The sequence below is a fragment of the Microbacterium sp. Beta genome, from assembly GCF_005502545.1.
Lineage (GTDB): Bacteria > Actinomycetota > Actinomycetes > Actinomycetales > Microbacteriaceae > Microbacterium > Microbacterium oxydans.
Genome location: NZ_SCOG01000008.1, coordinates 40,061 through 66,973 on the forward strand (window position 1 = coordinate 40,061; position 26,913 = coordinate 66,973).

The following is a 26,913-nucleotide window of genomic DNA, read 5'->3' on the forward strand; positions in this document are numbered from 1 at the left end:
TTCGGCGGGTTCAAATTTGGTTCCGCCTTCTTCGGCTGGCTCACGGCAATGGGCACCACAGTGCTCTTGACCGCCCTGGTCGCAGCGGTCGGGGCTGCCATCGGTTTCGGCAACGGCACCACGCCGGACGAAGCCGCAGACGCTGCCGCCGAGAACGCGGGCACCGTCGGTATCGTCAGCGCGATCGCCATAGGGCTCGTGCTGCTGATCTCCTATTTCGCGGGCGGCTACGTCGCCGGGCGAATGGCACGGTTCAGCGGAGTCAAGCAGGGAATCGCTGTCTGGCTGTGGGCCATCGTCATCGCGATCATCCTCGCGATCGTCACCGCGATCGCCGGCTCCCAGTGGGACATCCTCGCCAACCTGCAGAGCTTCCCCCGTATCCCGGTCACCCCCGAAACCGCCACCCTCACCGGAATCCTCACCGCCCTCGGCGCTGCCGTGGTCACTCTCCTCGGCGCAATCCTCGGCGCGACGTGTGGGTCGACATATCTCATCGAGCAGCACCGGCCGAGTCAGCCTTCTTCTGCAGCGCCTCGTCCACCCAGCGCAGCAGCACGTTCAGCGGGGCGGCTCCGGATTGGCGGGAGAGCACGTTCCCCTGGTTGAGGATGAGCAGAGTCGGCACCGCCTGGACGGAGAACTTGCGGGCCGTCTCCGGCGCGGCGTCCACGTCCACTTTCACCAGCTTGAGCTTGCCGGCACGTTCCGTGGCGACCTTCTCGAGGGCAGGGCTGACCATCCGGCACGGTCCGCACCAGGTCGCCCACAAGTCCACGAGCACCACTTGCGGGGCCTTCTCGACCACCTCGGCGAAGTCCGCATCGCCCGCATCGACGATCCACGGCACGGCGCTCTTGCAGACGCCGCAGCGCGGGTACCCCGACGCGGCGGCGGGGACACGGTTCTTCTTCCCGCAGTTGGGGCAGGTCACAATCGCGCTCACGCCGTGTCCTCCTCTTCGACGGGCGCTGCGATGTTGAAGACGAGGTCGCCGTCGTGCACGTCCAGCGTGACCGTCGACCCGTCCATCACCTCCCCGCTCAGCAGCGCACGACCCAGTCGGGTCTCGATCTCATGGCTGATGTAGCGTCGCAGCGGACGCGCACCGTACACGGGGTCGTAGCCGCGGTCGGCGATGAGTTGGCGTGCCGCGGGCGTCAGCTCGATGCGGATCTGACGCTCGGCCAGCCGGGAGCGCAGGTCGGTGAACTGCAGCTCCACAATGTCCCGGATCTGTTCACGACCCAGCGGCGAGAACACCACGATGTCGTCCACCCGGTTGAGGAACTCGGGACGGAAGTGGGCGCGCAACTCACCGAGCACACTGTTTCGCACGTCGTCGGGGATCGCGCCCCCATCGGAGCCCAACAGGTGATGGGCACCGATGTTGGAGGTCATGATGACGATGGTGTTGCGGAAGTCGACGGTGCGTCCCTGACTGTCGGTGATGCGGCCGTCGTCAAGGACCTGCAGCAGCGTGTTGAACACGTCCGGGTGCGCTTTCTCGATCTCGTCGAAAAGGACCACGCTGTACGGGTGGCGGCGCACCGCCTCGGTCAGCTGCCCTCCCTCGTCATACCCGACATACCCGGGAGGTGCACCGACCAGCCTGCTGACGGTGTGACGTTCCTGGTACTCGCTCATGTCCAGCCGGACCATCGCCGACTCGCTGTCGAACAGTGCTTGCGCGAGCGCTTTGGCCAGTTCGGTCTTTCCCACACCGGTGGGGCCGAGGAAGATGAAGGAGCCGATGGGTCGGCGCGGGTCGCGGATGCCGGAGCGGGCACGGATAATCGCGTCGCTGACGAGCGTGATGGCCTCATCCTGACCGACCACCCGCTCCTTGAGGGTGGCGTCCAGGGTGAGGATCTTGTTGCGTTCACCTTCCTGCAGCCGGGCCACGGGGATCCCCGTCCACGCTGCGACGATCTCGGCGATCTCGTCCTCGGTGACCACCTCCCGCAGCAGCCGCTGCCCGCCTTGTTTGGAGGTGAGACGCTCCTCCTCGGCGCGCAGGCGTCGTTCCGCGTCAGCGATAGCCCCGTACCGCAGTTCAGCGGCACGGTTGAGGTCGTAGGAGCGCTCAGCTTCCTCCGCCTCCCGCCGCAGCCGCTCCAGCTCACCGCGCAGCTCCTGGACCTTGCGGATCGCTTGACGCTCCGCCTCCCACTGGGCGCGCTTGGAGTCCGCCTCCGCCTTCAGATCGGTCAGTTCCCGGCGCAGCTCCTCCAGCCGTTTCTTGCTGGCAGGGTCCGTTTCCTTCGACAGCGCCGCTTCCTCGATCTCCAGGCGGGTCACCCGCCGGGTCAGCTCGTCGAGCTCAGCGGGCATTGAGTCGATCTCGGTTCGCAGTCGCGCGCAGGCTTCGTCGATGAGGTCGATGGCCTTGTCGGGCAGGAACCGGTCGGAGATGTACCGGTGGGACAGCACGGCGGCAGCGACCAATGCGCTGTCCTGGATGCGGACACCGTGGAAGATCTCCAGTCGTTCGCGCAGGCCGCGGAGGATGGAGATCGCGTCCTCCACGTCAGGCTCCTCGACCATCACCGTCTGGAACCGGCGTTCCAGGGCAGCGTCCTTCTCGATGTGCTTGCGGTACTCATCGAGGGTGGTGGCACCGATGAGGTGCAGCTCCCCGCGGGCGAGCATCGGCTTAAGCATGTTGCCGGCGTCCATTGCCCCCTCGGTGGCTCCCGCCCCCACCAGAGTGTGGAGCTCGTCGATGAACAGCAGGATGCGTCCCTCCCCTGCCTTCACCTCTGCCAGGACTGCCTTCATTCGCTCCTCGAACTCGCCCCGGTACTTCGCGCCGGCGACCAGGGCAGACAGGTCCAGCGAGAACACGGTCTTGTCGCGAAGGCCCTCGGGCACGTCCTCACGCAAGATCCGCTGGGCAAGGCCCTCCACGATGGCGGTCTTTCCGACACCGGGCTCGCCGATGAGGACGGGGTTGTTCTTGGTCTTGCGGGAGAGGATCTGGATGACCCGGCGGATCTCCGCATCACGCCCGATGACCGGGTCAAGCTTGCCCAACCGGGCGTCAGCGACCAGGTCACGGCCGTACTTCTCCAACGCCTCGTACGTCTGCTCGGGGGTGGCGGAGTTGACGTGCTGGTTGCCGCGGATCTTGGTGAGCGCGCTGAGGAAGCTCTCCCGGGTGACACCGTGCCCGCGCAGCACGCGGGACGCGGCACGGTTGGAGGAGTCGTCGGCGAGGGCCAGAACGAGATGCTCCACGGAGATGTAGGAGTCTTTCAGCCGCTTTGCCTCCCGCTCCGCCCGTTCCAGGGTGGAGGTGAGGCTGCGGCTCAGATACACCTGACCGGTCTGCGGGGAGGACCCGGAGACGCTGGGCTTGCGGGCGATCTCCGCTTCGACGTCGGCGCGTACCGCTTCCACGTCAGCACCCGCTGTCTGCAGAAGTCGGGGAACCAGCCCCTCCTCCTGCTGGAGCAGTGCGAGCAGGAGATGCTCCTCGTCCGTTTCGATCTGACCGGCCAGGACCGCGATGCTCTGGGCCGAGGTGAGCGCTTCCTGCGACTTCTGAGTGAGTGAGTTCATGTCCATGGGGTGTCTCCTTCGAGTCGGATGGTCCGGTGCTGCTCGAGCTGCTCGATGCGGGCGAGCAGGTCGAGCACGAGTGCGATGCCGGCGTAGTTCACGGCAAGATCGGAGTGCAGACGCACGATGGTGTGCACGCGGGCGGGGACGGTACCGGCGAACCACAGCCGGCCGCTGGTGTCGACGTGGGCGGTGACCAGCCCCAGCTCGACGAACTTCCGCAGCGTATCCGGGTGGATACCTGCGGCCACGGCGGTCGCCGCCAGGTCGGCCCGGGCGACACGGACGGGCAGGTGATGTGAGGTCATGATCCTCTCCTGGCATCAAACGACGATTCGTCGCGGAGCTGTTCGAACAGCTCCTTCTCCTTCTTGCTGAGAGTGCGCGGAACGACGACCTTCACCCGCGCATACAGGTCTCCCGGCTGTCCTCTGCGGGGCATCCCCTGCCCGCGCAGGCGGAGCCGCCTGCCAGTGGACGAGCCGGGCGGAACGTGCACGGTGACCGGGCCGCCGGGGGTGGGCACGCTGACATCCGCGCCCAGCGCCGCCTCCCACGGTGAGATGGGAAGGTCCGTTTCGATGTCCGCGCCGCTGAGCCGGTACCGCTTACTGTCCTTCACGCGCAGCGTGACCAGCAGGTCCCCGTCCTGTCCGTCGGCGCCCGCTCCGCCTGCGCCCGAGATCCGCAGCCGCTGCCCGTCGACAGCGCCCGCTGGGATGTCGATGGTGTACTCCTGCGCGCCGCCGTACGGGGACGCGACCTGCACGGTGCGACGCCCGCCCCGGTAGGCCTCCTCGACGGTGATCTCCAGCTCCGCGGTGTGGTCGGCGCCGCGACCGAAACCACCGAAGCCGCCCCCGAAGAGGTCCTCCCAGTTCGAGCTCTGCGCGCCGCCCCCGCTCCACGTGTATCGGGTGCCCCCGCTGCGGCGCGGCTGCTCGGAGGAGCGAGCCGCGTCCGCGGCGGCGTACTGCCGGAAGTTCTCACCGAACCGGTCGTACTGTGAGCGGGTTTCCGGGTCCGACAGCACATCGTGGGCTTCACTGATCCGTTTGAAGGTCTCCTCCGCCCCCGGGGTCTTGTTGACGTCCGGGTGGAACTTGCGGGCCTTCTCCCGGTAGGCGCGGCGGATCTCCTTCTGATCCGCCGACCGGGAGACCCCGAGCGCGCTGTAGAGATCCTCCGCCATCTCCTACTCCTCATCCGGCCTGCGGGTGACCACGACCGCAGCCGGTCGCAGCATCCGCTCAGGCGTTCCGAACCCGGGGCGAGTGACGGCGAGGATGCTGCGCGGCGGGACGCTGGCATCCTCGACCACCGAGACCGCCTCGTGCAGCTGCGGGTCGAACTCCGCACCGTCGATGACAATCTCGGGGTACCCGAGTGCGCGCAACGCATCAGCGGCCTGCGCCCGGATGGCCTGCATGCCACCCAGAACGCCCCCGTCAAGGTCCACCCCGAAGCTGAGCGCCCGGTCCAGCCCGTCGACGACGGGCAAGAAGGCTTTGGCGGTGTGCCGCCGCTCCTGCTCGCGGACCGTCTGGATCTCGCGCGCCATCCGTTTGCGGAGGTTGTCGTAGTCCGCCGCCGCCCGGCGCCACCGGTCCTCGGCCGTCTCCAACTGGGCGGCGACCGCTGCTTGCGCGGCGCGGATCTCCTCCGGGGACACGTCGGTGAGGTCGTCGTTCAGCAGGTCCACGGCCCGCGTGTCCTCGTTCTGCTCCTCGACCATCGCGATCCTCCCTCCGTGCTACTTGTCGAATTCGGCGTCGACGACGTCGTCTTCGTCGTCCTGAGCGGGCTGCTCAGCGTGGCTGGCGTTCGCGCGGGCCGCAGCAAGGGACTGCGCAACCTGCAGCAGCTCGCCGGTGCGCTCTTTCGCTTCCTGCTCGCCGACGTTGTTCTGCACTGCCTCGCGGGCCTGCGTGATGAGCAGCTCCGCGCGGGCACGCTCGTGCTCCGGTGCAGCGTCGCCGAGCTCACGCAGTACCCGCTCGACCTGGTAGGCGGCGGAGTCCAGCTCGTTGCGGGCGTCCACGGCCTGGCGCAGCGCCTGGTCGTCAGCACGGTGCTGCTCGGCTTCCTTAATCATCCGGTCGATCTCGCCCTGGTCCAGATTCGAGGTGTCGCTGATGGTGATGCCCTGCTCGGTGCCGGTGTCCTTGTCCTTCGCCGTCACGTGCAGGATGCCGTTCGCGTCGATGTCGAAGGTGACCTCCACCTGCGCTTCACCGCGAGGAGCGGGGCGGATGCCGGTGAGCTGGAACCGGCCCAGCACCCGGTTGTCTGCGGCGTTCTCCCGCTCGCCCTGCAGGACGACGATCTCCACCGACGGCTGGTTGTCTTCGGCCGTGGAGAACACCTCGCTGCGTCGGGCGGGGATGGTGGTGTTGCGTTCGATGATCTTCGTCATCACGCCACCGCGGGTCTCCACACCCAGCGACAGCGGGGTGACATCCAGCAGCAGCACGTCGTCGACGTCGCCCTTGAGGACGCCCGCCTGGATGGCGGCGCCCACAGCGACCACCTCATCGGGGTTCACCGTCATGTTCGGCTCCTTGCCGCCGGTGAGCCGCTTGACGAGCGCTTGGACAGCGGGGATGCGGGTGGAACCGCCCACGAGGATGACCTCGTCGATATCGTTCTCGCTGACCTTCGCGTCGGCCATCGCCTGACGCACCGGACCGAGGCACCGCTCAACGAGGTCAGCGGTGAGGTCTTCGAACTTGGACCGCTTCACGGTCATGGTGAGGTGCCTGGGTCCGCTGGCGTCGGCGGTGATGAAGGGCAGGCTGACCTGGGTCTGGGACACCGAGCTGAGCTCGACCTTCGCCTTCTCGGCCGCCTCGAACAGTCGCTGCAGCGCCTGCGGGTCGTTGCGCAGGTCGATGCCGTTCTCGTTCTTGAACTCGTCGGCAAAGTAGTCCACCAGCCGGCGGTCGAAGTCGTCGCCGCCCAGGTGAGTGTCACCCGCGGTGGATCGCACTTCGACGACCCCGTCGCCCACGTCGAGGAGGCTGACATCGAACGTGCCGCCACCGAGGTCGAAAACCAGGATGGTCTCGTGGTTCTTCTTGTCCATTCCGTACGCCAGTGCGGCGGCGGTGGGCTCGTTGATGATGCGCAGCACCTCGAGCCCGGCGATGCGTCCGGCGTCCTTGGTCGCGGTGCGTTGGGCGTCGTTGAAGTAGGCGGGAACGGTGATGACGGCCTCGGTCACCTTCTCGCCGAGGAACTTGCTGGCGTCGTCGACGAGCTTGCGCAGCACCTGGGCGCTGATCTCCTCCGGCGCGTACTGCTTGCCGCGGATGTTGAACCGTGCTTCGCCGTTGGGGCCTTCCACGACGTCGAAGCCGACGGCGTTGGCTTCCTCCTTGATCTCGTCGAAGGACCGGCCGATGAACCGCTTGGCGGACGAGATGGTGCCCTTCGGGTTGAGGATGCTCTGCCGGCGGGCAAGCTGCCCCACCAGCCGTTCACCGTCCTCGGTGAAAGCGACCACCGACGGGGTAGTGCGGGCTCCCTCCACGTTCGGGATGACCTTCTCCTCGCCGGCCTCCCAGACGGCGATAACGGAGTTCGTGGTTCCCAGATCGATTCCTACTGCCTTGGCCATGATGGTTGTTCCTTTCTTGTCGCGTGAGACACGTTGCAGGGGTCGTCAAAGAGCGCGCCAGGATCGGCGCAGGCGCAGGGCTGAGTGCCCAGAGTCAGGAAGCAGGCTGCTTCAGGGGGATCTTTCCTGACGGCGGGCTGCTCGATGGGCATCACCACCCGCAGGACGCCCAGGTCGCAGCTGGCGGTGACGCTGTCGCTGTCGATGCCGGGCGCCAGTCCCAGCAGCCGCATGAATTGCCCGTGGGGGCCGTTCGGCGGTGAACCACTTCGCGCCGGCGGTCCCGGACTGGGCCGCTGACCGCGCGGATGGTGAGCGGCTGGCCGCCCACCCAGCTCGATGGACTCCGAGTCGATGCCTGGCAGGTTCGCCTCAGGAACGTACTCGTCGCCCTCTCGGGACAGATCGACCCACATCGAGCGCGGATCCATCTGCTGAGCGATGCGCAGGTCCGCACATGAGGTCACCATCTCACCACCCCCTCCCATTTACGCTGAGTCGCTATAACTCCACTGCCGATGTTTGTTCGACGGTCGGAGGTGTAGAACCCACCAGGACGATGTGGTCCAAGCAGAGGCGCGAACGAAACTCGTTCTGGCGCCAGCATGGACCCCACGTAGACATTTCGCAAGACATTTGCCTGACGAACGGAGCCTGACCCGCTTTTCCGGACACCGACTTTGAGGCGATGATCGTCTCGGAAGGAGTCCGTGACATGCCTGCTGCCCACCCGCCGGAGTTCCGGCGTCGAGCCCTCGATCTTGTTGCTCAGGGCAATCCCGATGCGCAGACCGCGCGTGACCTCGGGATCAGCGAATCCTGCCTTCGGAACTGGATGAACCGTGACGCTGTCGACTCCGGCCGCAAGGCCGGGGTCACCACCGACGAGCACAAGGAGCTCGTCGAGTTGCGGCGCCGGAACCGGGTGAATGGGCGAGCCGGCCGCCGTCACGGCGCGCGATCGCGGATGCGGAACTGACGACCACGATCCGCCGGATCCACTCTGACTCGCGGGAAACCTACGGTGCTCCGCGGGTGCTCGCCGAGCTCCGGCTCGGACTCGGCGTTCACGTCAGCCGCAAGCGCGTCTCGCGCGGCTGATGCGACTGGGCAGGCTGGCCGGAGTCTCGCACCGCCGGAAGCGGCGCGGCTGGAAGCCCGACACCGCCACGCACGAGGACCTCGTGAAGCGGCAGTTCCGCGCTGACGCGCCCAACCGGCTCTGGTTCTGCGACATCACACAGCACCGCTCGAGAGACGGATAGGTCTACTGCGCCGCCGTCATCGACGCGTTCAGCCGCCGCATCGTCGGCTGGTCGATCAGCGACCGGATCACCGCCGAGATCGTCGTCGACGCGCGGCAACGGACTCCCTCTGGTCACGCTGATCACGCCCGGGCAGGCCGGGGACTCGCCGATGTTCCTGCCGCTGATGGCGCACCTGCGCGTCGGCCGCGACACCGGTAGGCCGCGCACCCGACCCGAGGCGGTCCGCGCCGACAAGGCGTACTCGTCCCGCGCGATCCGCGGCCATCTGCGCTCCCGTGGAATCAAGGCCGCGATCCCCGAGCCCGACGACCAGAAGGGTCATCGCAAGCGTGGCGGGTCACGAGGCGGCCGCCCGGTCGGACTCGACGCCGCCGACTACAGGAACCGGAACGTGATCGAGCGCCGATTCTGCCACACCAAGCAATGGCGAGGGCTCGCCACCCGCTACGACAAGCACGCGGTCATCTACCGCGCAGCCGTCCTCATCCACGCCGCGATCAGCTGGATTCGAACACTTGCCTCGTAACGCTCACAGATGCTGCCTCCTCGGCCCGGTGGCTGATGAAGAGAGGAATCGCTGAGACGAGGAGCACCGCAGCACCGATCCAACCACTGGCGTCCCGCAGCGTCGGGACGACGAAGATCGCTGCCGCGCCGACTGCGACAAGGACACCGGCCAGGACGCCATACAGGCGCATCCCGTAAAGCGAGATGAACGTGAGGTAGTGAGCGCCCACGATGATGAGCGAGGCCGGGAAGAACAATGAGGGCGCGAGGGTGCCGAGGGCGATCGCCACGAGCAGCCCGAGCGGCACGGTGAACGCGCTCTGCATAGCGAGCGCGTTGGAGGGGTGCTTCTTGGGCAAGAATGCCGGCCCTCCCATGGCCTTCAGCACGAGGGCGGATAGCGGAAAGATCAGCTCGCCTGAAATTTCCGATGACAGGTAACGCCGAAAGGAGCGCGACATTTAACGCCCCAACTCACAGGCTCGCCGCGTGGGCGTGCGCGGGGTGTCTCGGTAGGGGATCGGCTTACGGCACGGCGGTATGGTCAAGCGGATTTCCGGGTGATGCCGGCCGTAGGTGATCATGCAGGCCTCGACTCCTACCCGGGCGTCACCGCCTTCGTCCCTCACCTGCGTTGAGCCCGCATAGGGTTGGCTACGTGGACCAGGTCATCCTCATGTGCGGTCCGGCTGGATCGGGGAAGTCGACCTACGCGCGTGGCCTGGAGGCCCGGGGCTATGTCAGGGTCTCGTTCGACGGCGAGGCGTGGGCCCTCGGGCACCGGACCCACCCGATCGGCGACGACGCGCGCCAGGTCGTCAACGGAACGCTCCAGGACAAGCTCGTCGACTGTGTGAAGCAGGGGAAGGGCGTCGTCGTGGACTCCTCGTTCTGGTCCCGTGCCTCGCGCGATGAGTTCAGGCGGCTCTGCGCCCCCCTCGGCGTCGTCCCGGTCGTCTACTACCTGGACACCAGGCGGTCGATCCTCCTGGACAGGTTGGCCCAGCGCGAGAACTCCGGCCCGGACGACATCGCTGTGTCGCGCGAGCGAGCGATCGCGTACATCGACGGGTTCGAGACGCCCACACCTGAAGAAGGCCCACTCAGGATCGTCCACGTGACAAGCCCGATGTGATCGTGGCTGCGCCCAGACCGGCGCCACGCCCACGCTGGTCGCCCTCCTGACTCGAAGGGGTATCCCCGGTGGGCGGTCTCGCAGAGACACATCACAGTCGCCGATTCTCATTGCCTGCCCCGGCTTCATTCCTCAGCTACAGCTCGCACGCCTGCGTCGGATCTGCTCATCGACCGGCGCAATTCTCGAGCCGCCGTTGCGGGCGATCTCGCGCGAGACCGTCGACGCCGACCGCCCCAACCCTTCGGCGATCGCCCGGGCAGAAAGACCAGCAGCGATCCCACGCGAGATCTCTTCCCGCTCACCTGGACTCAGATGCCGTGGGGAGCGTCTCGGCAACGCGGGTCGCACCCCACCATGACGCAGCAAGTACCGGCGCACGTGATGCGACGGGACGCCGGCCCGATCGGCGATCCGCCGCAGTGACTCGCCCTCGCCCCATGCCTGCCACACGACGTCCTGTACTGCCGCTGGCAGCGACGTCACCACACTCATCCCAGCCTCCACGACAACGCATCATCTACCCTCGTGGTGCGTTGGTGGGTTGAGACCGACCCTCGCCAACCCTGCGTGAGCTGCGGGGAGGTCCGGTTGCGCCACCGACGCGCCGAAGATGGCTCCGGCTACCTCTGCTGGGCCTGCGTCCCGCCGATTATCGAGACCTGCACGAGCTGCGGCGACGACCGGCTCGTGAATGGTCGGATCGAGGGCCGTCCGTTCTGCCCGCTCTGCTACCCCCGCCAGCCAGAGTCGTTCCGCCCCTGCACGAGTTGCGGGACCGTGACCCGGTTGATCGCGAAGCTCTGCCCGCACTGTCGCGCCGACCAAATGATCCGCGAGATGATCCCCGACGACCTCGCAGCCTCCGACGCTCGGATCGCTCACCTGCGCGAGCGGTGGTTCCAGGGTGCTCCCTCGAAGATTATCTACGCCTTCGAGCGCGGTACCGTCGCCTGCACCCTGATCACCCGGGTTCTCGCCGATCCGCGCCTGTGCACCCACGCCTACCTCGACGAGGCCGGATCCGAGTTCCAGACCCGAGCAGTCCGGTCCGTGCTCATCGATCATGGGCTGCTGCCACCGCGGGACGAGCTGCTCGCCCGGTTCGAACTCTGGCTCCCTGATGCACTTGCCGAGATCCCCGACCCGAGCGAGCGACGCACCGTCACCCAGTATGCGCGCTGGCGGCACCTTCGCGCGTTGCGACGGAACACGATGCCCTCCCGCTCAGGACAGCTGTCCTGGCGACGGATCGAGATTATGGGGATCATCGAGCTCCTGGCGTGGGTTCACGGTCGCAGCGGCTCGCTCGCATCACTCGCCCAGGCAGACGTCGATGAATGGCTCGTCGGCGGCCCCCGCCCGTTCCTGCACCATTTCCTGACATGGGCGGGACGGGACGGAAGTTCCCGCCAGCTCGCGGCCCCACGCCCGTCGTCCGGAGGCCTGAATCCGCAGGCGCTGAGCGACGACGAACGCTGGCGATTGTTCGCCGACGTCACCTCCGACGCGTCCATCGATCCGCATACGAAGTTCGCCGCGGGGCTGATGCTCATGTTCGGCGTCCGCGCAGCGAAGATCGTCCAGCTGCGTGCGGAGGACGTCGCCGTCACCGATCAGGCCGTGATCGTCCGTCTCGGGACGGAACCTCTCGTGCTCCCTGCCGAGCTCGCCCCGGCCGCCGCCGGAGCGGCCAGCAATCGCACCGCGCCCCGGATGTTCGTGGAGAGCATCGAACAGGAGTGGGTCTATCCGGGAGCCCGCGCCGGCCATCATATGGCACCCGACACGCTCAACAGCCGGCTCCGCGCCGTCGGCATCCCTCCACGACTAGCACGCACCAGCGCGTTGATCGCCCTCGCGCAGGAACTCCCACCAGTCGTTCTCAGTCGCCTGACGGGGTTGGACATCTCCTCCGCAATCGCCTGGTCCAACGCGATCGGCGCGAACAACAACGCCTACGCCACCGCAGTCATCGAACGAGTCGGCATGCCTTTGCCGACTCTCTGAACCATGACCCTACGCCCTGTCAGCGGAGTCCTTGGACGGTCGGCTTCGGCTATAGGTATCGGCATACGTCGACAGAACTACATGTGTCGGGTTCGACGTGTTCGGCGTGGTCGCGGAGCCCGGCGAGGGTGTTGCGCAGGTCGTTGAGCTGCGCGATCTGCTGGTCGATATCGGCGAGCCTCGTATCGAGCAGGTCCCGGACGTGACCGCAGGGTGCTTGACCGTGGTCGCGGATGTCGAGGATCTGCCGGATTTGGGCGAGTGTGAGGCCTGCGGCTTGCCCGCGGTGGATGAAGCCGATCCGAGTGAGGGCATCGGCCGTGTAGTCGCGGTAGCCTGCGGGTGTCCGCTCGGCGGACGGTAGGAGCCCTTGGTCTTCGTAGAACCGCAGCGTTTTCGTGGTCGTGCCGGCCGCGTCGGCGAGTTCTCCGATCCGCATGTTCCTCGCTCCTCTGCGCATGTTGCACGCACCTCTTGACCTTCCCCCATGCTGGAAGGTTCATGATGACTGTATCAGCAGGATTTTCAGTACTCCAGGGAGGAATCGGATGCAGTCGACGTTTGATCTCGCGATTGTCGGGTCGGGTGGCGGGGCGTTCGCCGCCGCGATCCGCGCCACGATGCTGGGTAAGTCGGTGGTGATGATCGAGCGTGGCACGTTCGGTGGCACGTGTGTGAACACCGGATGCGTACCGTCCAAGGCGCTGCTCGCGGCCGCTGAGGCACGCCATGTGGCCGCCGACGCCGGTTCCCGGTTCCCGGGGATCGCCGCCACCGCGGACCTGGTGGACATGCCGGCGCTGATCGCCGGGAAGCAGGATCTGGTGGAGGCGATGCGGAGCGAGAAGTACGTCGACGTGGCCGATGCCTACGGCTGGCAGAACCATCAGGGTGATGCGGCCTTTGCCGGCACCCCGGATGCACCGGTGCTGGAAGTCACGGCCGCGGACGGCAGGGTCGAAACGGTCGAGGCGGCGCATTACCTGATCGCCACGGGCGCGCGCCCCTGGGCCCCACCGATCGAAGGGCTGGACGGGGTCGACTTCCTGACCTCGACATCGGCGATGGAGTTGGACAAGGTCCCGGACTCGCTGCTGGTGCTCGGCGGTGGCTATGTGGCACTGGAGATGGCCCAGTTGTTCGCCCGGCTCGGCGCGAAGGTGACCCTCCTGGTGCGGTCCCGGCTGGCGTCGAAGGAGGAGCCAGAGGTCTCCAAAGCGTTGCAGGAGGTCTTCGCCGACGAGGGCATCCGGGTGGTCCGCCGCGCTGTTCCCACACGCGTGGCCCGGGACGTGGCGACCGGTCAGATCGTCGTCACGGCCGAAGTCTTGGGCAGTAAGCAGGAGTTCCGTGCCGACGAGATCCTCGTCGCGCTCGGACGCCGCCCGGTCACGCAGGGTCTCAACCTGGATGTAGTGGGAGTGAATACCGGCGACGCCGGGCAGGTCCTAGTCACCGGCGACCTGCAGTCCTCGAATCCTCGCGTGTGGGCGGCCGGGGATGCGACCGGGCATCCCGAGTTCGTCTACGTCGCCGCCCGGCACGGCACGATGGTCGCCGAGAACGCCTTCGCCGATGCACACGAGTCCGTCGACTACACGCGGATGCCGCGTGTCACGTTCACCAGTCCCGCGATCGGCTCGGTCGGGATGACCGAGAAGGAAGTCCTCGCGGCCGGGATCCGCTGCGACTGCCGCGTCCTTCCCCTGGAGTACGTGCCGCGGGCGGTCGTGAACCGAGACACCCGCGGGTTCATCAAGATGGTCGCCAACGCCGACACCGGTGAGATTCTCGGCCTCACCGCCGTCGCCCGGGACGCCGGCGAGCTCGCCGCCGCGGGCGTCCATATCCTCGGTAAGACCATCACGGAGGTCGCCGACGCGTGGGCCCCGTACCTGACCATGGCCGAGGGCATCCGCATCGTCGCGAAAGCCTTCACCACCGACGTCTCGATGCTGTCCTGCTGCGCCTGAGCACGGACCAACCCGCTTCATCACCCACGAAACCGGAGAAAATGCCCATGACTGACCTCACGACCGATCTGTCCGACCGGCTCGCCCGATTCGATGAAGAAGCCCTGCTGGTCCCGTTGCTGCGACTACTCGTCGACGGTGACCCGGTCACCATCGACGACCTCGCGGGCGCCGTAAAGCTCCCCGTCGACGAGGTCCGAGCCCGCCTGGCCGCTACGCCGGACACCGAGTACGACGGCCAGGGCCGGATCATCGGCCAGGGCCTCACCTTGCGCCCCACCAGGCACCGGTTCACCGTCTCCGGTGAAGAGCTCTACACCTGGTGCGCGTTCGACACCCTGATCTTCCCCGCCCTCCTGGACCGCCCCGCCCGCATCGAGTCGATCTCCCCAACCAGCGGCGACACGATCCGGGTGAGCGTCGACCCGACCGTCGGCGTCACCAGTGTCGAACCGGCGACCGCGGTGATGTCCCTCGTGAATGCCGCAGACACGCCATCGATCCGCTCCTCGTTCTGCAACCAGGTCCACTACTTCACCTCCCCGCAGGACGCTGCCAGCTGGCTCACCGAACACCCCGGCGCGCAGACCCTCCCCGTCAGCGACGCCTTCGAGCTCGGTCGCACCGTGATCACCGGGATTCTCGAGCGGCCCCAGCCCGCTCGCAGCGTCGAGCCGTCCAGCAACTGCTGCGGACCCGAGACCTGCTGCTGAACGGCATACGAAATCGAGGCTCAATAGCGCGAGGCTCAATAACGCGCGCTACCAATAGCGCTGCGCGTGCGGGCGCAGCTCGAACCAAGGTTTGCCGAGATCCAAGCCGAGAGCTTTCGCCTCCTTCGAGGCCGCGACCACCATGCCGTCGTTGTTGCTCAGGACGACCAGCGGCCGACCCTCCAGAGACGGATCAAAGACCCGTTCGAAAGAGGCGTAGGCGGAGTTGACGTCGACGTGCGCGAGCATGAGCGATCACCGCAGATGATGGATCACATACGTAGCGACCCCCCACACCTGGAGGTCGCTGAGCTCCGGAACAACGATGTCCGGATGCTGCGCGTTCTCAGATCGCAGGATGACGCCCGTAGGCGTCTGCTCAAGCCGCTTGACCGTCAGCTCTCCATCAAGAACCGCCACGATGATGTCGCCGTGGCGTGCATGTTTCGAACGATCTACCAGCAGCTCGTCACCGTCGCTGATGCCGGCGCCTGTCATCGAGTGGCCCGATGCCCGAACGATAAACGTCGCCGCCTGATCGTCGACGAGCATGGCTGTGAGGTCTATCGGGCCCTCGTAGTAGTCCTGCGCAGGTGAAGGGAACCCGCACGCCACCGCGACAGGGGCGGCGAGGATGGTCGATACCGTATCCGCATCGACCATCCGAGGCAGAGTCGCAAGCATTCTGCCTCCTGACTGTGTGAACAAACTATCGATAGTCAAGTATGCGCGTATCGCTCGACATTCGAAGATTTGCCAGGTCAGGCGCTATGCCTCGGGTGAGTCGTCCTTCGGTGGGAAGAGCATCGGAAGCGCCAACGCGATGGCCAGGAGGTCGGCCACGATGTTGATGATTTCTGGGAACACGGGTATCCAATCTGTAGATCGGCTACCCTGCGGCGAACCCTGAGCGCGTCGGCTGATCGAGAAGACCGCCGGAGGGGTCGGCATCTCTGCCCACCCCTCCGGCCCAGCTACAAGGGCTCGATCGTTACCGTGATTCCGGATACAGTGACGGTGATGGTGATTCGGAAGCCTGTGTTCATCGGGTTCTCCTTTCTCTTCGGGATGCCCCTCCTGGTCTTGGCGGACGGAGGGGCTTCTGCTTGAAACCACTCTCGACGCAGGGTGCGTCGGCGGCAAGTTTGGTCGGCCCCGGGTTTAGCGGGGACGGAGTGCGGATCGAGCGGCGGTAGAGGCTTTTTTCGCAAGACTGATTCGACGGTTTCAGCGGAGCAAGACCGTCGCCTGGGCGGTATGTTAAGAGAAAGACAGTACCCCAGGGATGCCGGGTACCCCCGGAGTGCTTATCACTCCGCTGAAAACGTCAATTAGTTTTCTGGAGTGCCGGATGGACGTTCCCTCAGAGGCAATCGAATCGATGGGGCGCGCGGTCGAGCGGTCACAGCGCAAGTCGAGCGTCAACTTTCCCATCGCCTACGTGAAGCGCGGCGATCGCACCCCGTCCGCTGCGCGGATGCTGCAATCCCATGAGCTTCGGCTGAAACTGCACATGACCCTGGTTATGCAGGCAACGAAAGCTCCGCACACACTCCCAGATCGGCCGACACAATCGCTGGCGCGGCTGATGAATCTGTCTCCCGACACGGGGCCCCGTCGAGCCAACGACGCGATGAAGTGGCTGAAGGCCGAAAATTTCATCAGGTCACAGCCGCAGCCTGACGGAAAACCGGGGCTGCTCCTCCTACATCCTGACGGCTCAGGGGATGAGTGGGAAGGGAACGGGGCCCGGTGGGTTGGGGTGCCCTTCTCGCTATGGACCAACATGTGGATCCTGCGTCTGAGCGGGAAAGCGATAGCCGTCCTCATGGCGCTTCTCGAACTCAACGGCGGCGAAAAAGACCCTGACGGTGCCCTAATGGACGGGCACCGCAAGCGACAGTACGGACTCTCCGATGACACCTGGACCCGAGCGACGAAGGAGCTAGAGCGCTTCGGGATCCTCCGCACGAAGTCCGTCTACTGGGGAGATGACGACTATCAGCTCCGAAGGCGCAAGCGCTATTTCATCGTCAAGGGCGCCCTCGAGACGACCCCCACCTGGACTGACTGAACCGCTCGGCCTGTGATTCTCTAAGTGCCATGCTCTGCCGATAACGATCGTTTCCGGCGAGTTCGCGTCGCCCGTCATCGTGCGCCCGCCGTTAACGTTCGCCGGTATCTGCTTTCGGCAGACGTTTCCGGCGTTCAGGTAGCGGGTCTCGCTCGTCGTCCGCCGATGCGAGTTGGCGAGGATGGTTTCGTTCCGCGCGGAGTTGTTGCTCGATCTTGGCGTGTGCTTTTCGTTCGTTGCGGTCGGCTCTGATGATGGACCGCAGGACGAACCAGAATGCTGCGACGACGGCGATCGTGGGGATGACGGACCAAAAGGCGTTGGTCCAGTAGTCATTGAGATTCATCCGCGCCTCCCGGGGGTTCACGCAGCACGAGCGCCAGTCCGACGATCGCGAGGATGAACGCTGTTTCGTAGCTTCCGAGCGTGTATGCCCAGAGTGACCGTTGGTCTGGAACGGTTGTGTCGATGAGGAGATGAGTTGCGATCAGTGCGACGGCGGCCAGGAGAAGGAAGGCCCCGATACGTACGAGGCGATCGTGACGCCGCTGTGGGGACATGTGGCTGGTGCGCGTGGGAACGTGTGCTCGTGGACGGTGCCGAGCTGGGTGCAGGTGGCGGGTCATCTGAATATGGCTCCGATGAGGTAGAAGCTCGCAAGGGCGAGAAGCAGGGCGAGGACTGTGGCGCACGCGATGAAGACGGATATGCGTCGGAAGGGATTGCGGCGGGGGACCATGGGTGGCCGTTCTGGTGGTGGCGTTCTCTACCGGGCGGGGGCGAGGATGGTTGTGTCGTCGGCTGTGATCTGGACGATGCCGCGGTCGTCGACAACGATGAAGCGTTCGTCATCGATCGCGGTGAAGGCCTGAGCGGCCCCTTGAAGCGCGTCGAGGCGTTGCCATGTTCCTTCGGTGTTCTGTGACCAGAGGGCACCGTCGGTTCCGACTCCTGCGAGCGAGCCATTGGGTTTGGCGTCGAGTGTGTAGAGCAGCGGGGCGTCGGCGACGGGGGTGAAGGTGGCGCCGTTGTCGGTGCTGAGGAGCAGTCCTTCTTCCGCGGCGGCGTAGAGACCGTCGCCGGTGGCGGCGAGGTCTGCCGCGGCAAGTGTTGCGCCGCGGGTCCATTCGAGACCGTCGTCAGTGCTGATGAGCAGATCGACGCCATCGGAGGCGATCCCGTAGAGAGTGCCGTCTGGTCCGGCGGTGAGGACATGGAAGTCCGTACTGCCAGTGAGGGCGATCGGTGACCACGATTCGCCGAAGTCGTCACTACGAATGACACCTAGGTTCGGGGAGCCGAGCTCTGCGGGTGTCTGTGTGCCCGGGTGACCGGATGCGAAGAGGGCGTCGTCGAGGACGGTAAAGCCCATCGCATCGAAATCGTGGCCTCCGATGGGACCGGCGATCGCACCTTCAGGAGTGAGGGTGAAGAGTCCTCCGTGGGTGGCTATGAAGAGGTCCTCACCGCGGGGGTCAGCGGCAACACCGTGAATGTGTTGGATAACGGGGGGGACCGCGTTGGTGCCGGAGGCCTGCGGCACGGCGCAGCCGGTGAGGGCGACGGCTGCGAGAGCGATCGCGAAAGCGGGTAGGGGCGAGTGGCGGTTCATGAGACTCCGACGTGAAGAAATGCATGCAGGTGCGCGAGCGGTACGCGAATGAGAGTCGCGACATGGCACCAGCGCGGTGGCGTGGGTTACTGCGAGAAGGCCAGTTCGGGGGTGCGGGCGAGCGCCGCACCCCCGAAGGTAGATCAGAGTGTGTCGAGGAGGTCTTTCATCGTGGCGATCTCCGTGGTCTGTGCCTCGATGATCGTCTCGGCCAGGGCGACCGCGTCACTGTTCTGGCCGTTGTCGACTTCGTCTTGGGCCATTTCGACGGCACCCTGGTGGTGCTCGATCATCTGCTCGAGGAACAGACGGCTGGCGTCCGCCCCGGTGGCATCTTCGAGGGCCTGCATGTCGTCGTCGGACATCATGCCGCCGCCGTGGTCCATGCCTTCCATGTTGGAGGTATCAGCGCCCCACTCTTCGAGCCACTGCTCCATCTTCTGGATTTCGGGGCCCTGCGCTGCCTTGATCTCTTCCGCGAGGGCGGCGACGCGCTCGTTGACGCCGTCCTTGCTGAGGAGCATGTCAGACATCTCGATGGCCTGAGCGTGGTGCTCCTTCATCATGCTGGCGAACATGATGTCGGCGTCATTGGCGTCCGCCGACGCCGGGGCGGAGCTGCTGCTCTCGTGATTCATGCCGGGCATATCGCCTCCGCCGGAGGTGTTTCCAGCGCAGCCGGCAAGGGCGAGCACAGCAGTGAGAGTGAGTGCGGCGGTCGCCGCAAAACGGGTCTTCATGATGGTTCTCTCCAAGAGTCGATGATGGTGCCCAGCGAGACAGGCTGGGCGAGGGGGCGTTGCCCATAGAACGGGCATGCCAGCCAGCAGGTGCGACTGATGCAGAGAACGGTGAGAGACGGCGGCCGCAGCGGGTACAGCGCGCCGCGAAGCGCAAAACGTGAAAGGAGCGGACCAGGGGTTTCGGTGAGTGAGCGCCACCAGGCGGGCGGCCGGGTGACCAGCACTACGGCGATGAGGAGCGCGAGAACGCAGGCCATCCACGACATGCCGTGATCGTCAGAGCACGTCGCACAGCCCGTCTCATCCATCGCTGCAGCTTCGCCTGAGGCGTGTGCGGGGTGAGCGTCGGCATGCGCGGGTGCGACCGCGATGGTTTCGCTGTGCCCGGAGGGCATGGTGTGCGTGTTCATCGAGTGCATCGCCAGAAGCCCGAAGATCACGGAAAAGGCGACGGCGACGACGGTCAGCAGGGTGCGGGTGAGGGTGCGCTGGTCATGCACGCGCCGTGCGATCGTCGTCAACACTGTCCCACCTCCCTTTCTTCCAGGGTACGTCGCCGCCGCCCATGCGCCTACTTGTCGACGACGGCGTCCGGGCTGAGGTTCAGCCGTCGCAGCAACTGCGCATTCAGCGCGACAACGATCGTGGATAGTGACATCAACACTGCACCGACCGACATCGGCAACACGAACCCGACGGGGGCGAGCGCACCGGCAGCCAACGGCACCGAGAGAAGGTTGTACCCGGCGGCCCACCAGAGGTTCTGTTTCATCTTCCGGTAACTGGCCCGCGACAGCTCAATCACGGAGATCACCGATCGGGGGTCGTCGCTGGCGAGGATGACACCTGCGGAGGCGATCGCAACGTCCGTTCCTGCACCGATCGCAATCCCTACGTCTGCCTGGGCGAGGGCGGGGGCGTCGTTCACGCCGTCACCGACCATCCCGACCTTGCGGCCTTCGTTTTGCAGTTCTTTCACCTTGGAGGCTTTGTCCTCCGGACGGACCCCGGCGAAGTACCGGTCGATACCCAGCTCGCCGGCGACGGACGCGGCGACCGCGTCAGCGTCACCGGTGATCATGACCACCTGCACGCCGCGCTCGTGAAGCGCAACGACCGCGTGACGCGACTCGGAGCGGATTTCATCCGCGAGGCGCAGCGCGCCCGTCACCTGACCGTCGACGAGCACGTGGAGGATGATCGCACCCTCACCGCGCCACTCGTCGGCAACCGGCAGCTCGGCGGCGTGTTCTTGCTCGAGCATGTACGGGCCGCCGACCTGCACGACGTGTCCGTCGACACGGGCACGCACCCCCACGGCGGGGGAGGATTCAAAATCGGTCGATCGCGGAACGGTGAGGTTCTTCTCTTTCGCTGCGTTGACGATCGCACGGGCGAGGGGGTGCTCGGAGTCCGCTTCCGCGGCCGCCGCCCACGCGAGCAGCTGATCGGCGTCGGCCCCTGTGACGGGATCGATCGCGGTCACGGCGGGGGTGCCCTTGGTGAGCGTGCCGGTCTTGTCGAACAGGATCGTGTCGACGGTGCGCATGCTCTCCAGGGCGAGACGATCCTTGATCAGCACACCTCCACGGGCGGCGCGTTCGGTCGCTATCGACACGACCAGTGGGATCGCGAGACCCAGCGCGTGCGGGCAGGCGATGACCAGCACGGTGATGGTGCGGATCACGGCTGCCTCGGGCTGGCCGACGAGAGTCCACACAATCGCGGTGATCGCGGCAGCGCCGAGCGCGAACCAGAACAGCCACCCCGCTGCCTTATCCGCGAGTCGTTGCGCCCGCGACGATGAACTCTGCGCCTCCGTGACCAGTTTCTGGATGCCCGCGAGTGCGGTGTCTTCACCAATGGCGGTGATCTCTACCCGCACCCCGGAATCGGTGGCTACGGTTCCAGCGATTACCGGGTCACCATCGCTGCGGCGCACCGGCCGAGACTCTCCGGTGATCATCGACTCGTCCATGCTGGCCGAACCCTGCACGATCCGCCCATCCGCGGGGACCCGCCCGCCCGGACGCACCACCACCACGTCTCCGACCTGCAGATCAGCCGGTGCGACGGTGACAGTGGTGTCTCCGTCGACCTTCTCCGCCTCGTCGGGCAGCAATGCGGCGAGGGAATCCAACGCCGACGTCGTCTGGGCGAGGGAACGCATCTCGATCCAGTGGCCGAGCAGCATGATCACGATCAGCAGCGCCAGCTCCCACCAGAAATCCAGCTCGTGGTGCAGCAGCCCGATGCTCGCCCCCCAGGAGGCGAGGAACGCCACGGTGATCGCGAGGGCGATCAGCAGCATCATCCCCGGTTTGCGGGCACGAAGTTCACCGACCGCACCGGTCAGGAACGGGGCACCGCCCCACACGTACATCACCGTTCCGAGAGCCGGTGACACCCACGCGACCCACGCCGCGTCCGGCAGCGGGTACCCCAGGATCATCGAGAACATCGTCGAGAATCCGACCACCGGCACGGCGAGGAGCAGCATGATCCAGAACAGGCGCCGGAACTGCCCCACATGATCCCCGTGGCCGCCATGCCCGCCGTGACCGGCGTGATCTTCGTGGCCGCCGTGCCCGGTGTCTTCGTGCGGTGCAGCGTGATCGTGGCTCATCGCCCCATGGTCGTGCTCCGTCGTTGCCGCCGCCGTGTGGTTGCGGTGCGCGGTGTGATCGGTGTGTTCGTCGTGCTGGCTCATCGGAGACTCCTTGCTCAGGTGCGCCCGGGGTAAGCCGGACGCCGACAGATGCAACTCAGGGCTGGCTGGTCGCGAGAGCGTAGCCGGCCTCCTCCACCGCAGCCTTCACAGCGGCGGGGTCAACCGGGGCGGTGCTGCGGATGGTCACCCGGGAGGTGCCACCCGCGTTGAGATCCACGGTGACGGACTCGACACCGTCGACAGCGCCCAGCTCCTCACTGACGCTCGATGCGCAATGCGAGCATGTCATCCCGTCGACGAGCACCTCCGATGTGACCGCAGAATCGTCGTGGACGGCTGTCTCTGTGTTCGATGGGGCAGCGCAGCATGCGCAACCAGCGTTCGCATCCGTCAGTCCCAGCTCGATGCGATCAGTCATGGTGTTCTCCTTTACTAAACAGACGTGTGGTCATGAACGAACCAGGCGGGCGATGGCTTCGTTGGCCTCACGAACCTTCTCCGCTGCGAAGTCGCCACCCTCAGCACTTGCCTGAGCGACGCAGTGACTCAGATGATCGCTCAGCAACGACAACGCCACCGTCTCCAGGGCCTTCGTCGCCGCAGAGACCTGCGTAAGGATGTCGATGCAGTACTTGTCCTCATCAACCATCCGGGAGATCCCCCGCACCTGGCCTTCGACGCGATTCAACCGCTTGCGCAGGTCGTCCTTGCTTCCGTCGTACCCGTTCATGCCTCGAGCATACCCCCTGGGGGTATCTAACTCAATGTTTTCGCTTCTATTCCCGCTAGGCGAACGTGGTCGCCGACTCTGTTCAGCTCACAGGCTGATCTGCGCAGCGCGGCGGCTTATCAATACCGGGTTACCAGACCCCAGCGGGGTATTCAAGGGCCTCAGTGCGCGGGCGATGCGAGCGTACTTTCGTGGCTCACGAAAGGAGTTCTCTCATGACCGTCACCGAAGAAATGCTCAGCACGTATCCGAAAGATCTGGGCGGAATTGATCAGAAGAAGCTCGTCGACTGCATCGACGCGTGTCTCGCGTGCGCGCAAGCCTGCACCGCATGTGCCGACGCTTGCCTCAGCGAGGACATGGTTGCTGACCTAATCAAGTGCATTCGCGCGAACCAGGACTGTGCAGACCTTTGCGTAACCACCACCCGGATCCTCTCCCGTCGCACCGGGCACGACGCCAGCGTCACCCGTGCCGCGCTCGAAGCTTGCCGAGCGGCGTGCCTGAGCTGTGCTAACGAGTGTGAACAGCACACCATGCACGAACACTGCACGATCTGCGCTGAGGCATGCCGACGCTGCGAACAGGCGTGCGTTGCACTGCTGGAGTCGCTATGACAAGCCAGCACGCCGACAACGGTTCACGCCCGCCGGCCGGCCACTCCCAGGGGAAGAATCAGGGCGGGATGTCGAGCTACCTTAAGCTCGCCGTCTCGCTATCGCTCAGCTTCGTTGTGATGTACTTCCTCACGTTTGCGATGATCAACGTCCTGGACGATCTCTTCCTCAACATCAGCAACCTCTACATGGCACTGATGATGGTCTTCCCCATGGGCATCATCATGGTCATCGTCATGTGGAAGATGTTCCCGAACAAGGCCGCGAACATCAGCTTGCTCGTAGGTTTCGCCGCGCTTTTCCTTGTCGCCTTCTTCATGGGACGCTCGGAAGCGTTCGTCGGTAACGACCAGTTCCTCCGTTCCATGATCCCGCATCACTCTCGAGCGATTCTGGTGTGTGAGCAATCAGACATCAGCGACCCGGAGATCCAAGATCTCTGTGAGCAGATCATCTCGTCACAGCAGGAAGAGATCGACCAGATGAATGAGATTCTCGACCGTCTCGACGATTAGTGGGGCGTCGGCACCACCCTTGCGACGAGTGGACCGGCTACCGCGCTCATGACGAGCGGACCGGATCACCGCCGTCGACAGGGTCCGGGTCGACCAGGCAACCTTACGCCTCAGCCTTACGCGAGAGCTGCCGAAAACGATCGTTTACGGCGACTGGCCGACTCCGTCGGCTAGGTGCGCGACACGCCGAGTTTGGACCTGCCGAAACCCCCTGCCGAAACCTGAACGCGCCGGAACTTCGGCGGTACCGTTTTCGGCATGGCACACCAAGTCGGATACGCCCGCGTCTCGAAGCGAGACCAGAACCCCGAGGCGCAAGAAGCGGAGCTGCGCGCAGCTGGCTGCGAACGAGTGTTCGTCGACCACGGCGAATCGAGCCGCATCACCGACCGACCACAGTGGCTCGCCTGTCTCGACTACCTCCGCCCGGGGGACACCCTCAAAGTCCGACGCCTCGACCGGCTCGCCGGCAGTGAGCGCATTCTCATCGAAACTTTGCAGGACCTAGACGCACGCCAGGTCAACATCGTTAGCCTTACCGAACCAATGATTGACACGACAACCCCGATGGGTCGAGCTCTCTACGGCATCGTCGCCGTGTTCGCTCAACTTCGCGTCGACACCATCCGGGACAACACGCAGCGGGGCCTCGACTACGCCCGTAGCCAAGGCCGCGTCGGCGGCCGGCCGAGCGTGATGACGCCCGAACGGACCGCGACCGCCGAGCGTATGCGTGCCGAACATCAAAGCTGGGAGAGTATTGGGCGAGTTCTCGGAGTGGGCCCGTCGAGCGTTCGCCGAGCTCTATCCGGGAGCGCCAAGAGCTAACCTCAGTGATCGAGGCGCTCTGGTGCAGGCCGTGCACGACGGCGATCCGTAGGGAGTTGGTGCGTGCGGTCGGCTGCACGCACCAACTCTCTGCGTTCAAGCAGCGCGTGCAGCCCGTTCGGCCCGCTCGTCGACGAACCGTCGAAACTGGGCCAGTATGTCGTGGCCGGCATCTTCTGCTCGCGCTGTAACAACCTTGTTCGTGCCGCGACCGCGGCCGAGTCCAGGCTGCTCCTTGAGGCGATCCTTCGGAGTTTTCAGAAGCTTGCCGTTCCGTGAAGTAGCCCGCTCGAGCTGCGCAAACGTCAGAACTTCTGTTTCGTAGTATCTCCCGGCCGACATGAGCAGGCGCGGGCGTGCCCATCCGGCAGGAACCAGCAGCAGCGGCTTGCCATTGACGGTCGGGAGCTCCACGCTGGCGACGGCCCAGCTGCGGGATGTCGAGTCCCACACCTGTCGCTGGACGACCCCTGTCGTATGACCGTGCGTAGTGAATTCCGGATAGATGTTCACCATGTCGGCGGTGAAGTCTGCCAGCGCCGCGAAGATGATGCGGGTGGTGATGTCCGACGTGATGTCACGGTCGATACCGTTCACGAACAGAGGTAGATCCTCGAGATGCTTGAGAATCCCGACCCTCAGCAGTGCCGAAAGGTCGCCACGAAGTGCGTCCCAGATCCAGCTGCCGACGTCGGCTGAACCCCCGTGGCCGCGGAAGCCAACCTGGGCCATGCCCATCCGGGTCTCCCACGGTTCTTCGAAGTGCTGCAGCAGGTCGAGGCCGTGTCGATGGTCAGCGACGCTGCTCGACATCGCATCGATGCTCACGGTGTCGAAGAAAGTGTCGAGGGCTGTGACAGCATCGGCTGCGAACGGAGACGGCCCTCGTGATAGGCGGATGGCATGAGGGTCGACGAAGATTCGATTGTCGCGAGCGACGTCGATGTTCTGGAACGGAACGGGAGTAGTGATCCCGTAGTGGGCGGTGATGGAAGCCACGAGGGCTCCTTTCTTTCAAGGAGGCCCTCGGAGAAGCGAAGTCGGTGATCCGGCTTCTGCGAACTTCGGTTACGCTGAATGTAGTGACTGCACGTCTCTACCAGCGTCTTCGGGCCTGGATCCGGCCCCATCCACTGCCATGGAGGGGGCCGAAGTTTTTATAGGGGACTGTTCATCGGATTTTCTCGTCTGGAAGTCCCACGCGGTTCAGGAGCTCCGCGGCAACCGCTCGTCGGGACTGAAAGCTCATCCTGAGCTGTGGTCGACCGTTCGCATCTACCAGGGCTCCGATTTTCTGCCACGCTGGATTGCGGTAGGAGAAGTAGTCGACAGGTTCATCGTCGACGATCACGGGTTCGCCGAGCCGAGCGAGCACAGATGCCGGATCAAGTTCCTTCCCGTAGATAGCAGACGCCACAGCGATGAGGCCGTGGATCGACAAGGCTGTCCCGGCCATGGACGTTCCTCGCAGAGACGTCCGGTCGGTCTTTCCAAGCCTTCCGAACTCAGGCCTGACAGCGACCAAGGCATCCCAGAAGCTCGCGAGGAACGCGGCCTGGGCCTGTTCCTCTGATGGACCTGTTGGCTCACCCTTCCAGAACGATTCCATGGCTTGGGTCAGGGTGTTGAAGGCAAACAGCTTCGAGCTCGATGCCGAGACAGTGTTCTTCAGCACCTCTACGTTCTCCACGCCGAGGTGGGGACTCTGTTCGAGAAGCATCCTGGCAATGCGCTTCTCCCCGTCGTCCTGATAGGCGAACTTCGCGGCCGTGTCGTTCACCTTGTCCCCTCGAGTGTTGTAGTCGGAGCCGACGCGTGCAGCGAGCTGGTCGTCCGCGATCCAGATGCGCGTCGCGAACTTTGTATGTACATCAAATGAGCCGACAGGGTTCCTAGCGGCACGGTTGATTGCCGTGATGCGCGACTGCGAGTCGACCGCGGTGTCGAGGTGACCTGACCAGAGAGTCAGCGTGTAGTCCCCGTCTTCATCTTGCTCCACGTCGTAGTCACACTTCGTGGGATCGAGGCGCACGCTCAGGTTGCCCATCACTGCGCTGTTCGCCAACAGCTCCTCGGTCCATCGGTCGACTTTGCGCTTAGTCTTCGCCCCCATGCGCCCGCCGTCTTGCCAATCGGGTCGAATGTTGCCCCCGAACTCCAGAACGCCGGAGTCAAGATTCTCCGAGAACCAAGATCCTGACATCACACCTTCGTAATGAGTCGCGCCCGCGTCGTTCACGGGACGCAGGTGACGGATCACCGCCGTCGGCGTTATCTGGGTCATGAGGTCTCCTTCAATAGGTGGTACGTGCAGTATTGCATAGGTACGTGTCT

General features: G+C 65.2%; 29 protein-coding genes and 2 pseudogenes. 11 read left to right on the forward strand and 20 right to left on the reverse strand.

Features of this window, described 5'->3' with window-relative positions; translation table 11 throughout:
- Positions 1-48: 48 nt before the first annotated feature.
- Positions 49-609 (forward strand): hypothetical protein, encoded by a 561-nt coding sequence (locus FFS56_RS09980; RefSeq protein WP_208644294.1) that lies wholly within the window; start codon positions 49-51, stop codon positions 607-609.
- On the opposite strand, the gene trxA is transcribed toward FFS56_RS09980, so the two are convergent.
- From trxA to dnaK, 6 genes are read right to left on the reverse strand one after another with little or no spacing between them, the layout of a single operon-like run.
- Positions 494-946 (reverse strand): thioredoxin, encoded by a 453-nt coding sequence (trxA, locus tag FFS56_RS09985; protein ID WP_127011785.1) that lies wholly within the window; start codon positions 944-946, stop codon positions 494-496. The genes FFS56_RS09980 and trxA overlap by 116 nt on opposite strands.
- Positions 943-3,570: an ATP-dependent chaperone ClpB gene (gene clpB / locus FFS56_RS09990; RefSeq protein WP_113681183.1), complete on the reverse strand. Its 2,628-nt coding sequence runs from the start codon at positions 3,568-3,570 to the stop codon at positions 943-945. Before clpB ends, trxA begins: the two co-directional genes overlap by 4 nt.
- Positions 3,561-3,872 (reverse strand): chaperone modulator CbpM, encoded by a 312-nt coding sequence (locus FFS56_RS09995; RefSeq protein ID WP_087132767.1) that lies wholly within the window; start codon positions 3,870-3,872, stop codon positions 3,561-3,563. The genes clpB and FFS56_RS09995 overlap by 10 nt, the downstream gene beginning before the upstream one ends.
- Positions 3,869-4,756: a DnaJ C-terminal domain-containing protein gene (locus FFS56_RS10000; RefSeq protein ID WP_087132768.1), complete on the reverse strand. Its 888-nt coding sequence runs from the start codon at positions 4,754-4,756 to the stop codon at positions 3,869-3,871. The genes FFS56_RS09995 and FFS56_RS10000 overlap by 4 nt, the downstream gene beginning before the upstream one ends.
- 3 nt (positions 4,757-4,759) lie before the next feature.
- Complete coding sequence (locus FFS56_RS10005) at positions 4,760-5,299, reverse strand: nucleotide exchange factor GrpE (protein WP_127011786.1); 540 nt, start codon at positions 5,297-5,299, stop codon at positions 4,760-4,762.
- Between the two features lie 18 nt (positions 5,300-5,317).
- Complete coding sequence (gene dnaK, locus FFS56_RS10010; protein WP_127011787.1) at positions 5,318-7,183, reverse strand: molecular chaperone DnaK; 1,866 nt, start codon at positions 7,181-7,183, stop codon at positions 5,318-5,320.
- A gap of 715 nt (positions 7,184-7,898) precedes the next feature.
- On the opposite strand from dnaK, the gene FFS56_RS10015 reads away from it, so the two are divergent.
- Positions 7,899-8,162 (forward strand): transposase, encoded by a 264-nt coding sequence (locus FFS56_RS10015; RefSeq protein WP_164734079.1) that lies wholly within the window; start codon positions 7,899-7,901, stop codon positions 8,160-8,162.
- A 380-nt stretch (positions 8,163-8,542) separates the two neighbouring features.
- Positions 8,543-8,977: pseudogene (locus FFS56_RS10025) on the forward strand (transposase); the annotation flags it as partial.
- Here FFS56_RS10025 and FFS56_RS10030 read toward each other — a convergent pair.
- Entirely contained in the window at positions 8,949-9,419 is a 471-nt protein-coding gene (locus FFS56_RS10030) for a hypothetical protein (protein WP_127011788.1), read from the reverse strand. The pseudogene FFS56_RS10025 and the gene FFS56_RS10030 sit on opposite strands and share 29 nt — an antisense overlap.
- A gap of 197 nt (positions 9,420-9,616) precedes the next feature.
- Between FFS56_RS10030 and FFS56_RS10035 the strand changes: the two genes are divergently transcribed.
- On the forward strand, positions 9,617-10,093 hold the full coding sequence (locus FFS56_RS10035) for an ATP-binding protein (RefSeq protein ID WP_232089073.1): 477 nt from the start codon (positions 9,617-9,619) through the stop codon (positions 10,091-10,093).
- Positions 10,094-10,225: 132 nt separating this feature from the next.
- Here the strand turns inward: FFS56_RS10035 and FFS56_RS20790 are convergent, their stop codons facing one another.
- Positions 10,226-10,588, reverse strand: coding sequence for a helix-turn-helix domain-containing protein (locus FFS56_RS20790; protein ID WP_127011789.1), 363 nt, complete (start codon positions 10,586-10,588; stop codon positions 10,226-10,228).
- Positions 10,589-10,933: 345 nt separating this feature from the next.
- On the opposite strand from FFS56_RS20790, the gene FFS56_RS10045 reads away from it, so the two are divergent.
- Positions 10,934-12,103, forward strand: a complete 1,170-nt coding sequence (locus FFS56_RS10045; RefSeq protein ID WP_127011790.1) for a hypothetical protein — start codon at positions 10,934-10,936, stop codon at positions 12,101-12,103.
- A gap of 49 nt (positions 12,104-12,152) precedes the next feature.
- Here the strand turns inward: FFS56_RS10045 and FFS56_RS10050 are convergent, their stop codons facing one another.
- Positions 12,153-12,542 carry a heavy metal-responsive transcriptional regulator gene (locus tag FFS56_RS10050; protein WP_019157635.1) on the reverse strand — a complete coding sequence of 130 codons (390 nt, stop codon included), beginning with the start codon at positions 12,540-12,542 and terminating at the stop codon, positions 12,153-12,155.
- Between the two features lie 109 nt (positions 12,543-12,651).
- On the opposite strand from FFS56_RS10050, the gene merA reads away from it, so the two are divergent.
- Together merA and merB are read left to right on the forward strand one after the other, a co-directional pair.
- Positions 12,652-14,076, forward strand: coding sequence for a mercury(II) reductase (gene merA / locus FFS56_RS10055; protein WP_055990915.1), 1,425 nt, complete (start codon positions 12,652-12,654; stop codon positions 14,074-14,076).
- 47 nt (positions 14,077-14,123) lie between these two features.
- The gene (gene merB, locus FFS56_RS10060) at positions 14,124-14,789 is read left to right on the forward strand and encodes an organomercurial lyase MerB (protein WP_055990918.1); all 666 of its coding nucleotides are present in this window, start codon (positions 14,124-14,126) and stop codon (positions 14,787-14,789) included.
- Positions 14,790-14,843: 54 nt separating this feature from the next.
- Here the strand turns inward: merB and FFS56_RS10065 are convergent.
- Both FFS56_RS10065 and umuD read right to left on the reverse strand, forming a co-directional pair.
- Positions 14,844-15,038 (reverse strand): annotated as a pseudogene (locus FFS56_RS10065) (DNA polymerase V subunit UmuC); the annotation flags it as partial.
- 6 nt (positions 15,039-15,044) lie between these two features.
- Entirely contained in the window at positions 15,045-15,452 is a 408-nt protein-coding gene (umuD, locus tag FFS56_RS10070; RefSeq protein ID WP_233437381.1) for a translesion error-prone DNA polymerase V autoproteolytic subunit, read from the reverse strand.
- A 688-nt stretch (positions 15,453-16,140) separates the two neighbouring features.
- Between umuD and FFS56_RS10075 the strand changes: the two genes are divergently transcribed.
- Positions 16,141-16,863, forward strand: a complete 723-nt coding sequence (locus tag FFS56_RS10075) for a hypothetical protein (RefSeq protein ID WP_127011793.1) — start codon at positions 16,141-16,143, stop codon at positions 16,861-16,863.
- A gap of 91 nt (positions 16,864-16,954) precedes the next feature.
- On the opposite strand, the gene FFS56_RS10080 is transcribed toward FFS56_RS10075, so the two are convergent.
- From FFS56_RS10080 to FFS56_RS10110, 7 genes are all read right to left on the reverse strand, one after another.
- A complete protein-coding gene (locus tag FFS56_RS10080; protein WP_081859903.1) occupies positions 16,955-17,209 on the reverse strand; it encodes a hypothetical protein in 255 nt (84 codons plus the stop codon).
- Between the two features lie 420 nt (positions 17,210-17,629).
- Complete coding sequence (locus FFS56_RS10085; RefSeq protein ID WP_017201937.1) at positions 17,630-18,475, reverse strand: F510_1955 family glycosylhydrolase; 846 nt, start codon at positions 18,473-18,475, stop codon at positions 17,630-17,632.
- A 143-nt stretch (positions 18,476-18,618) separates the two neighbouring features.
- The gene (locus FFS56_RS10090; RefSeq protein ID WP_026049681.1) at positions 18,619-19,215 is read right to left on the reverse strand and encodes a DUF305 domain-containing protein; all 597 of its coding nucleotides are present in this window, start codon (positions 19,213-19,215) and stop codon (positions 18,619-18,621) included.
- The gene (locus tag FFS56_RS10095; protein ID WP_127011794.1) at positions 19,212-19,742 is read right to left on the reverse strand and encodes a DUF6153 family protein; all 531 of its coding nucleotides are present in this window, start codon (positions 19,740-19,742) and stop codon (positions 19,212-19,214) included. Before FFS56_RS10095 ends, FFS56_RS10090 begins: the two co-directional genes overlap by 4 nt.
- A 47-nt stretch (positions 19,743-19,789) precedes the next feature.
- Entirely contained in the window at positions 19,790-21,844 is a 2,055-nt protein-coding gene (locus FFS56_RS10100; RefSeq protein ID WP_231919681.1) for a heavy metal translocating P-type ATPase, read from the reverse strand.
- A gap of 139 nt (positions 21,845-21,983) precedes the next feature.
- On the reverse strand, positions 21,984-22,307 hold the full coding sequence (locus FFS56_RS10105) for a heavy metal-associated domain-containing protein (RefSeq protein WP_060921756.1): 324 nt from the start codon (positions 22,305-22,307) through the stop codon (positions 21,984-21,986).
- 30 nt (positions 22,308-22,337) lie between these two features.
- Positions 22,338-22,619 carry a metal-sensitive transcriptional regulator gene (locus FFS56_RS10110; RefSeq protein ID WP_053095982.1) on the reverse strand — a complete coding sequence of 94 codons (282 nt, stop codon included), beginning with the start codon at positions 22,617-22,619 and terminating at the stop codon, positions 22,338-22,340.
- 215 nt (positions 22,620-22,834) lie between these two features.
- On the opposite strand from FFS56_RS10110, the gene FFS56_RS10115 reads away from it, so the two are divergent.
- The 3 genes from FFS56_RS10115 to FFS56_RS10125 all read left to right on the forward strand — a co-directional run bounded on the left by FFS56_RS10115 (position 22,835) and on the right by FFS56_RS10125 (position 24,579).
- Complete coding sequence (locus FFS56_RS10115; protein WP_082750002.1) at positions 22,835-23,236, forward strand: four-helix bundle copper-binding protein; 402 nt, start codon at positions 22,835-22,837, stop codon at positions 23,234-23,236.
- Positions 23,233-23,751: a DUF305 domain-containing protein gene (locus tag FFS56_RS10120; RefSeq protein ID WP_200838872.1), complete on the forward strand. Its 519-nt coding sequence runs from the start codon at positions 23,233-23,235 to the stop codon at positions 23,749-23,751. Before FFS56_RS10115 ends, FFS56_RS10120 begins: the two co-directional genes overlap by 4 nt.
- Positions 23,752-24,009: 258 nt before the next feature.
- Complete coding sequence (locus FFS56_RS10125; RefSeq protein ID WP_127011795.1) at positions 24,010-24,579, forward strand: recombinase family protein; 570 nt, start codon at positions 24,010-24,012, stop codon at positions 24,577-24,579.
- A 96-nt stretch (positions 24,580-24,675) separates the two neighbouring features.
- On the opposite strand, the gene FFS56_RS10130 is transcribed toward FFS56_RS10125, so the two are convergent.
- Complete coding sequence (locus FFS56_RS10130) at positions 24,676-25,578, reverse strand: hypothetical protein (protein ID WP_127011796.1); 903 nt, start codon at positions 25,576-25,578, stop codon at positions 24,676-24,678.
- 172 nt (positions 25,579-25,750) lie between these two features.
- Complete coding sequence (locus FFS56_RS10135) at positions 25,751-26,863, reverse strand: DNA sulfur modification protein DndB (RefSeq protein ID WP_127011797.1); 1,113 nt, start codon at positions 26,861-26,863, stop codon at positions 25,751-25,753.
- Positions 26,864-26,913 lie beyond the last annotated feature (50 nt).

What these genes read in the sequence shown, in the direction of transcription:
- umuD (WP_233437381.1), bottom strand. Translation starts at nt 15,452, where the DNA reads ATGGTCGATGCGGATACGGTATCGACCATCCTCGCCGCCCCTGTCGCG.
- FFS56_RS10045 (WP_127011790.1), top strand. Translation starts at nt 10,934, where the DNA reads ATGATCCCCGACGACCTCGCAGCCTCCGACGCTCGGATCGCTCACCTG.
- FFS56_RS20790 (WP_127011789.1), bottom strand. Translation starts at nt 10,588, where the DNA reads ATGAGTGTGGTGACGTCGCTGCCAGCGGCAGTACAGGACGTCGTGTGG.
- merB (WP_055990918.1), top strand. Translation starts at nt 14,124, where the DNA reads ATGACTGACCTCACGACCGATCTGTCCGACCGGCTCGCCCGATTCGAT.
- FFS56_RS09995 (WP_087132767.1), bottom strand. Translation starts at nt 3,872, where the DNA reads ATGACCTCACATCACCTGCCCGTCCGTGTCGCCCGGGCCGACCTGGCG.
- FFS56_RS10125 (WP_127011795.1), top strand. Translation starts at nt 24,010, where the DNA reads ATGGCACACCAAGTCGGATACGCCCGCGTCTCGAAGCGAGACCAGAAC.
- FFS56_RS10090 (WP_026049681.1), bottom strand. Translation starts at nt 19,215, where the DNA reads ATGAAGACCCGTTTTGCGGCGACCGCCGCACTCACTCTCACTGCTGTG.
- FFS56_RS10135 (WP_127011797.1), bottom strand. Translation starts at nt 26,863, where the DNA reads ATGACCCAGATAACGCCGACGGCGGTGATCCGTCACCTGCGTCCCGTG.
- FFS56_RS10050 (WP_019157635.1), bottom strand. Translation starts at nt 12,542, where the DNA reads ATGCGGATCGGAGAACTCGCCGACGCGGCCGGCACGACCACGAAAACG.
- FFS56_RS10120 (WP_200838872.1), top strand. Translation starts at nt 23,233, where the DNA reads ATGACAAGCCAGCACGCCGACAACGGTTCACGCCCGCCGGCCGGCCAC.
- merA (WP_055990915.1), top strand. Translation starts at nt 12,652, where the DNA reads ATGCAGTCGACGTTTGATCTCGCGATTGTCGGGTCGGGTGGCGGGGCG.
- FFS56_RS10085 (WP_017201937.1), bottom strand. Translation starts at nt 18,475, where the DNA reads ATGAACCGCCACTCGCCCCTACCCGCTTTCGCGATCGCTCTCGCAGCC.
- FFS56_RS10000 (WP_087132768.1), bottom strand. Translation starts at nt 4,756, where the DNA reads ATGGCGGAGGATCTCTACAGCGCGCTCGGGGTCTCCCGGTCGGCGGAT.
- FFS56_RS10105 (WP_060921756.1), bottom strand. Translation starts at nt 22,307, where the DNA reads ATGACTGATCGCATCGAGCTGGGACTGACGGATGCGAACGCTGGTTGC.
- FFS56_RS10005 (WP_127011786.1), bottom strand. Translation starts at nt 5,299, where the DNA reads ATGGTCGAGGAGCAGAACGAGGACACGCGGGCCGTGGACCTGCTGAAC.
- FFS56_RS10080 (WP_081859903.1), bottom strand. Translation starts at nt 17,209, where the DNA reads ATGAATCTCAATGACTACTGGACCAACGCCTTTTGGTCCGTCATCCCC.
- FFS56_RS09980 (WP_208644294.1), top strand. Translation starts at nt 49, where the DNA reads ATGGGCACCACAGTGCTCTTGACCGCCCTGGTCGCAGCGGTCGGGGCT.
- FFS56_RS10075 (WP_127011793.1), top strand. Translation starts at nt 16,141, where the DNA reads ATGGACGTTCCCTCAGAGGCAATCGAATCGATGGGGCGCGCGGTCGAG.
- dnaK (WP_127011787.1), bottom strand. Translation starts at nt 7,183, where the DNA reads ATGGCCAAGGCAGTAGGAATCGATCTGGGAACCACGAACTCCGTTATC.
- clpB (WP_113681183.1), bottom strand. Translation starts at nt 3,570, where the DNA reads ATGGACATGAACTCACTCACTCAGAAGTCGCAGGAAGCGCTCACCTCG.
- FFS56_RS10100 (WP_231919681.1), bottom strand. Translation starts at nt 21,844, where the DNA reads ATGAGCCACGATCACGCTGCACCGCACGAAGACACCGGGCACGGCGGC.
- FFS56_RS10115 (WP_082750002.1), top strand. Translation starts at nt 22,835, where the DNA reads ATGACCGTCACCGAAGAAATGCTCAGCACGTATCCGAAAGATCTGGGC.
- FFS56_RS10030 (WP_127011788.1), bottom strand. Translation starts at nt 9,419, where the DNA reads ATGTCGCGCTCCTTTCGGCGTTACCTGTCATCGGAAATTTCAGGCGAG.
- FFS56_RS10110 (WP_053095982.1), bottom strand. Translation starts at nt 22,619, where the DNA reads ATGAACGGGTACGACGGAAGCAAGGACGACCTGCGCAAGCGGTTGAAT.
- FFS56_RS10015 (WP_164734079.1), top strand. Translation starts at nt 7,899, where the DNA reads ATGCCTGCTGCCCACCCGCCGGAGTTCCGGCGTCGAGCCCTCGATCTT.